The 7,853-nt window shown below is 35.0% G+C and carries 5 protein-coding genes; all 5 read right to left on the bottom strand.

What is annotated here, in order from left to right; translation table 11 throughout:
* Positions 1-492: 492 nt before the first annotated feature.
* The 5 genes from AC4FRF_RS16165 to AC4FRF_RS16145 all read right to left on the bottom strand — a co-directional run bounded on the left by AC4FRF_RS16165 (position 493) and on the right by AC4FRF_RS16145 (position 7,800).
* Positions 493-1,671, bottom strand: a complete 1,179-nt coding sequence (locus AC4FRF_RS16165) for an aldose epimerase family protein (RefSeq protein WP_491161085.1) — start codon at positions 1,669-1,671, stop codon at positions 493-495.
* Between the two features lie 94 nt (positions 1,672-1,765).
* Complete coding sequence (araA, locus tag AC4FRF_RS16160) at positions 1,766-3,274, bottom strand: L-arabinose isomerase (RefSeq protein WP_491161083.1); 1,509 nt, start codon at positions 3,272-3,274, stop codon at positions 1,766-1,768.
* Between the two features lie 28 nt (positions 3,275-3,302).
* Positions 3,303-4,001, bottom strand: a complete 699-nt coding sequence (locus AC4FRF_RS16155; RefSeq protein WP_408082462.1) for an L-ribulose-5-phosphate 4-epimerase — start codon at positions 3,999-4,001, stop codon at positions 3,303-3,305.
* A 9-nt stretch (positions 4,002-4,010) separates the two neighbouring features.
* The gene (locus AC4FRF_RS16150) at positions 4,011-5,678 is read right to left on the bottom strand and encodes a ribulokinase (protein WP_491161081.1); all 1,668 of its coding nucleotides are present in this window, start codon (positions 5,676-5,678) and stop codon (positions 4,011-4,013) included.
* 136 nt (positions 5,679-5,814) lie between these two features.
* A complete protein-coding gene (locus tag AC4FRF_RS16145) occupies positions 5,815-7,800 on the bottom strand; it encodes an alpha-L-arabinofuranosidase family protein (RefSeq protein ID WP_491161079.1) in 1,986 nt (661 codons plus the stop codon).
* Positions 7,801-7,853: the final 53 nt, after the last annotated feature.

The raw sequence follows: 7,853 nt of genomic DNA, 5'->3' as shown, positions 1-7,853 counted from the left end.
TTTAAAAATTTCTTCTTAAAATCTCTTTCGCTTTTCAGTATGTTTCTTAGAACGTTTTCGCTGTTGCGGGTGCAAAAATACCACCTTTATTCAATTACACAATAGCTTTTCTAAACTATTTTTCAAATTATTTTTTAATAGCCTGATAACAAAGCTTTTGTTTTTTAAAGTTTTTTTAGTTTTGTAGGAATTTAGAGTTTTTAAACACAAATAACACTAAGAAGTCGCGAAGTACACTAAGATTATTTACTATACAGAGGCAACTTCCACCAAGTAAGTCACACAGAAAAAATCAAGACAACAAAGAACCCATACTATATATAACAGTACAAATCCCAACTTTAAACCAACTCCCTAGCCCTGATAGCAGCGGAAATCCTTACTTGCCGGGGTTCGGCGAGTAAGATTGAAGCGGATAGCAGGAGAATGCTACATAAAAAAAGCTCGCACTATATTACAGTACGAGCTTTATAGATTAAACTGTCTTTCTAATTATTTAGCAGAAAATTTAAATACAGTTTTAGTTTTATATGTTTCTCCAGGATTTAAAACCGTAGTTGGAAAATCTTTTTGATTTGGAGAATCTGGATAATGCTCCGTTTCTAAACAAAGTCCTGTTCGGTGCGCATAGGTTTTACCATCTCTTGTTGGCAAGGTTCCATCTAAGAAGTTCCCTGTGTACAACTGAATTCCTGGTTCATCAGTAAACACTTCCATCACTCTTCCGCTGGTTGGCTCATAAACTGAAGCCGCAAAACGGAATCCTTTATCCTGATTATTTAACACCCAGCAATGGTCATATCCTTTACCTCTTTTTAACTGTTCATTAGCTACTTCTATTTCTTTACCAATAGCTTTTGGAGTTCTGAAATCAAATGGTGTATTAGCCACATCTTCTAATTTCCCAGTTGGAATCAATGTTTCATCAACTGGAACTAATTTATCAGCATCAATTGTTACTACATTATCCAAAATAGTTTTTGTAAAATCACCTGAAAGATTGAAATAAGAATGTTGAGTCAAATTCACTATCGTTTTCTTATCTGTAGTTGCTTCATACAACACTTCTAAATTATTACCAGCAGTTAATGTATAAGTAACAAAAACAGTTAAGTTTCCTGGAAATCCTTCTTCCATATCCTTGCTAAGATATTTCAATTTTAAGGTAGCATTTTCTCCTCCTTTAGCTTCTTCAGCAGTCCAAACAACCTTATCAAATCCCATTGGCCCACCATGCAAGCTGTTTGGTCCATCATTAGCTGTTAATTTATACTCAACTCCATCTAAAGAAAATTTAGCTTTTCCGATACGATTCCCGTATCTTCCAATTAAGGCTCCAAAAAATGGATTATCTTTTGTATATTGCTCAAAATTATTAAACCCTATCACAACATCTTCTGAAACTCCAGCTTTATTAGGCACTTTTAAAGAAGTAATTCTTCCTCCGTAAGTCATAATATCCACTTCCATCCCTTTTTGATTTTTCAGTTTGTAGCTGTAAATCTTTTCTCCTTGAGCAGTAGTAGCGTACTCTGATTTCTCAATAGTAACACTGTCTTTTTGAGTTACATTTTGTTCCTGGTTTTCTTTTTTATCCCCTTTGCACTGAACAGAAAGTCCCGCAGTAGTAATAACCGTCAATCCGAGAACACAACTTTTTAATAGATTCATAATTTTTATTTTTATTGGTTAATAGCGAAGTCATAAAGCCAAAAGTAACATTAACTTCCGACTTTATGACTTAGTAAATTTGTTCTAAAAAAGATTACAATCCAGTTTGAAATAAATGGTAGTAAGCTTCATTTGCATTCAAAGTATCTTTGAAATTACGGATTCTAGTATCGTTATCAATAACAACTAATTCGATTCCAGCAATATCAGCAAAATCTTCCATGAACTCAGTAGTTACTGCTTGACTGTAAACAGTATGGTGCGCTCCACCAGCTAAAATCCAAGCTGTAGCAGCAATGTCTAAATTAGGTTTACAATCCCAAAGTACACGTGCAACTGGTAATTTTGGTAAATCAGCCATTGGTTTTACAGCAGTTACTTCGTTTACGATTAAACGGAAACGAGTTCCCATGTCTACTAAAGATACGTTGATAGCATCTCCTGCAGGAGAATTAAATACTAAACGAACAGGATCTTCTTTTCCACCAATTCCTAATGGATGAATTTCGCAAGATGGTTTTCCTTCAGTAATAGAAGGGCAGATTTCCAACATATGAGAACCTAATACATAAGATTTTTCAGGTGTAAAGTGGTATGTATAATCTTCCATGAAAGAAGTTCCTCCTTCAAGACCGATGTTCATTACTTTCATAACACGAACCATAGCAGCTGTTTTCCAGTCACCTTCTCCACCAAAACCGTAACCATCAGCCATTAAACGTTGTGTAGCAATACCCGGTAATTGTTTTAATTCTCCTAAGTTTTCAAAAGTATCCGTAAAAGCACCAAAACCGCCTTCTTCTAAAAATGCTCTCAAACCTAATTCGATTTTAGCAGCATCTAATAAGGATTGTCTTTGTTCTCCTCCTTTTTGTAATTTTGGGGCTAAATTATATGATTCTTCATAAACTGCTACTAAAGCATCTACTTGCGCATCAGTAACCAATTTCATTTTATTAACAATATCAGAAGAGTCGTATCCGTTTACAGACATTCCAAAACGAATTTGAGCCTCCACTTTATCCCCACATGTTACAGCTACTTCACGCATGTTATCTCCAAAACGCGCTACTTTCAGGTTTTGCATTTCGTCCCAACCTAAAGCTACTCTGGACCAGTTTCCTAATTTTTGCTGAACACGAACATCTTCCCAGTGACCTACAACCACTTTACGTTTTTTACGCATTCTCGACATGATGTAACCAAACTCTCTGTCTCCATGAGCTGATTGATTCAAGTTCATGAAATCCATATCGATTGAAGCCCATGGAATTTCAGCATTGTATTGTGTATGTAAGTGACATAATGGTTTTTTAAGAATACTTAAACCATTAATCCACATTTTAGCTGGCGAGAAAGTATGCATCCAAGCGATAATACCAATACAGTTTTTATTGGTATTAGCTTCCAAACAAATATCAGTGATTTCGCTAGGTGATTTTGCCACCGACTTGTAAACTACTTTTACAGGAACATGAGAAGAAGCATCAATTCCTTTTGCAATTTCCTGAGAATGCACAGCAACCTGTCTTAAAGTTTCTTCTCCATATAGGTTTTGGCTTCCAACTACAAACCAAACTTCTTTTTTTGAAATATCTATCATTTTTATTTATTTTATTATTTATTGCTATTTATTGTCCGTAATACGAATCTTTACCGTGTTTACGTTCGTAATGTTTTTTAATCAAAGAATCCTTCAATCTTGGAGCAGCCGGATTAATTTGCAACGTTAAGTATGCCATTTCAGCACAAACCTCTAATACTTTAGAGTTATAAACTGCTTTCGCTGCATTTTTTCCCCAGGCAAACGGACCATGATTTCCTAACAAAACCATTTCTACTTCTTCGTATGAAAGATTTTTCTCTTTGAAACAATCCAAGATTTGGATTCCAGTATTGTGCTCGTAGTTCCCTTCGATTAAGTTATCAGCCATTGGAGCAGCACAAGGAATATCAGCAGTTAAGTGATCTGCATGAGTAGTTCCAAAAATAGGTATATCTCTTTGTGCCTGAGACCATGCTACAGAGTAAGTGGCGTGTGTATGCGCAATTCCTCCAATATTTGGCCAATGCTTGTACAAATAAGCATGTGTTTTTGTATCAGAAGAAGGACGTTTGTCTCCTTCAATAATGTTATTATCAAAGTCAACAATTACGATATCTTCTGCTTTTAATTCTTCGTAAGGCACTCCACTAGGTTTAATAGCGAAAACTCCATTCTCTCTATCAACAGCACTTACATTTCCAAAAGTATATACCACTAAATTCAATTCGTTTAGTTGCATATTTGCTTCGTAACATTCTTGTTTTAACGCTTGGTATTTTGACATACTACTTAATTATTTTGTTATAGATTCTACAAATTGAGCCAATTCAGAATAGGAATCCATCAATTCCTCGTATTTCTCAATTTTATCAGCCTGAGGGAAATATTCACTTTCAAAATCACTTCCCATTTTCTTAGCAGCTTCAATTACATTCGGATAAATTCCGGCAGCAACAGCAGCATAAATCGCAGCTCCTAAAGCCGGTGCTTGATCTGAAGCGCAAACTTTAATTGGTTTATTCAATACATTTGCTAAAGTCTGCATGATAAAAGGTGATTTTCTAGCCACACCACCAATTCCAATCACGCTATCAATACGAACACCTTCTTCTTCAAAACGGTCTACAATTTTCTTAGAACCAAAACAAATTGAGTTGATTAAAGCTTTGAAAATATGTGGCGCTTTAGTTCCTAAAGAAAGATTTGTCATCGCACTTTTCAATCCTTGGTTAGCATCCGGAGTTCTGCGACCGTTAACCCAGTCCAAAGCCGTTGGAATACTTTCAGACAATGGAATAGCTTCGGCTTGTTCGGTTAAAGTTTTGATGAAATTAGATTCAACCTCATCTTTTAATTGGGCTTTTTGCTCATCAGATAAAATAGCTGAATTGTACACCAAATTATCTAATGGCCAAGACAAAGTATCTTTAAACCAGGCTAAAACATCTCCAAAAGCAGATTGTCCAGCTTCAAGACCAATGTATCCTGGAATTACAGAACCATCCACTTGTCCGCAAATTCCTTTAACGGTTTTGCTTCCTACATTTTCTTTAGCTGAAACAATAATATCACAAGTGGAAGTTCCCATTACGCGAACCAAAGCATATTCGTCAATTTTTGCACCTACAGCTCCTGAGTGTGCATCAAAAGTACCAACAGCAATAATGGTATCAGTAGTTAATCCTAATCTTGTTGCCCATTCTTGATTTAGAGTTCCTGCAACAAGGTCAGAAGTATAAGTTTCATCATATAATTTTCCTCTAAGCTCTGCTAAGTAAGGGTGTAATTTTTCTAAAAATTCTACTGACGGTAAACCGTTCCAGTCTTCGTGCCACATGGCTTTATGTCCTGCTGCACAACGGCTTCTTTTAAATGTTTTTAAATCCTTATCATCAATCAACAAATAAGTCATTAAATCACAATGCTCTAACCAAGTGTAAGCTGCATTTCTAACGGCTTCGTCTTCGCGGGCAATGTGTAAAATTTTTGCCCAAAACCACTCCGAAGAATAAATTCCTCCTTCGTATTTAGTGAAATCTTCACCTCCCCAAGTAGCGGCAAGTTCATTGATTTCATTCGCTTCATTAATAGCAGTGTGATCTTTCCACAAAACCATCATCGCATTTGGGTTTTCTGCAAATTCAGCTGTTAATGCTAATGGTGTTCCATCTGCTGTAACAGGTACAGGTGAAGATCCTGTAGTATCTATACAGATACTTTTTATTAAAGAAGGATCAACCTTACTTGCTGTTACAATATTTTTAATTGTGGATTCCAATCCTTCGATATGATCCAAAGGATGCTGACGGAATTGATTGATGGATGGATTACAATACTGTTTGTTTTTCCATCTCCTGTAATGACAAACATCTGAGGCTAATTCTTGCCCATTTTCGGTATCAATTAATACGGCACGAACTGAATCCGATCCGTAATCTAAACCTATTACATAATTTTTCATCTTCATTTTTTAAAATATGGCTACAAATATATAATAAAAAAACATTAAGTGTTTCACTTACACTTAATGTTTTTTCATAAAATTTAGAACAATTAAGTTAAAATTCATTAAACTAAAGTTTCTCTAAAAACTAAAACTACTTCATTTTAACTTTTAATACTACAAAAGAGTAAGCTGGTACGTTTACCGAAGCTTTTTTTCCACTCCATTTGAAATCTTTTTCAAGAGGGCTAATTTTTGTTGGTTCGGTTAACGTATTGTAAATCTCTAAATCCTGACTTCTTAACACAATCATTTTCCCTTTAGAAGTAACACTTTTTCCATTCAAATTAATAGCTAAATCTTGTGCTTTTGCAGAAGTATTAACCAATTTTAAAATCAACTCATTTGTATTTACATCTGTTGCTGCAGTGGCATACAAATCATTTTGTCCCGTAATCGCTTTTCCATTCTTAGTGATTGCAACCACATCTGTTCCTTTATTGTTAGAATACATTTTTTGAACATAGTAATTTGCTGTTCCAAAAGATTTTAAATTATCAAACCAAATCATATCCGGAGCCCATTGAAAAGCGTCCACATGAGCCATTAAAGGCGCATAAGAAGTTAAATGAACAATATCAGCATTGCGTTCTAAACCAGTCATAAATGCCGACTCAGACAAAGCTGCTAACCAATTATTTTCTTTCATGCCGTCTTCTACACCTTTAGGATGTGCTGCATATTCTCCGGCAAAAATCTTAGGTCCTTTTCTATCGTAATTATCATATCGCGTTACATTTTCTTTAAACCATTCCGGATTTTTATAATAATGTTCATCAACAATATCAGCATTTAATTTTTTCAATTCTTCCCATCCATAATCAAACATTGCTCCATCAGGAGATGGTCCTGCACCTGAAACTATAGTTATATTTGGGTATTTTGATTTTATCGCATTTGCAAAAACAGTATATCTTTCAATATATTGTGGCCCCCATTGTTCGTTACCTACTCCTATGAATTTCAGATTAAACGGATTAGGATGCCCCATATCAGCACGTAATTTTCCCCATTTAGTAGTTACAGCACCATTAGCAAATTCGATTAAGTCCAAAGCATCCTGAACATAAGGATCCAATTCTGCCATCGGAACTAATTCTCCTGTGTTATACTGACAAGCAATTCCACAACTTAAAATAGGCAATGGCTGAGCACCAACATCTTCTGAAAGTTGGAAATATTCGAAAAAGCCTAAACCAAAAGACTGGAAATAATCAGGAGCTTGTTTATTCTTGAACTCCACATTCCATCTGTTAATCATGGTTTCTCTGTTTTCAACAGCACCAACGGTTTTTTTCCATTGGTATCTGTTTTCTAAGGTTCTTCCCTCAACGATACATCCTCCAGGAAACCTTAAAAAACCAGGTTTTAAATCGTATAATAATTGAACAATATCTTTACGCAATCCGTTTTTTCTATTTTTCCAGGTCTCTTGAGGAAACAACGAAATCATATCTAAATCTATTGTTCCTGTTCCTTCAAAAGTAATTTTTAACTGTGCCTTCGCTTCAGTTGCAGTAGCAATCAATTCAGACGAGTACTCTTTCCAGCTTGTAGAAGAAGGAACAATTGAAGTTTCTCCTAAAACCTTTTTATCGGTATCAATAAATTGTATGATTATTTTTTTAATAGCATTGTCATGATTGGCCGCCATTAGCGAAAGATTGTATTTCGCATCTTTCTTAATTCCCATTCCTCTAAAGCCTTCATTTATTATCTGGTAGCCTTTATCATTATTGATGATAATTCTACAAAAATCAGGATTGTTTTTATTTTCCGAAGTACGCATCGGAGTCGCTATACCAGACTCTTTATTAAAAGAATGTACATTACTATTGGGTTGCAACCATCCCATAAGTGGAGCATCGAACCCAAAAGTTCTATTCTTAACCATTTCGGCATACAAACCTCCATCGGCAGCAAAATTGATATCTTCGAAAAAGATACCATACATAGTCGGTTGAATTTTTGCGATTGATTTTGTCAAATCCACTTCAAGGTTGTTTTTTTGAGCTGTTGCTAAAAACCCACTCAATAATAAACCGCAAAATGTACTTTTGGTAATTATATTTATTTTCATTTTTTAATTTTTCTTTTTATTCGTCGGTAATTAAGACAGAAAACTTTACTTGA

This window comes from Flavobacterium sp. ST-158 (assembly GCF_058309975.1).
This window is presented reverse-complemented; position numbering and strand designations above follow the sequence as displayed.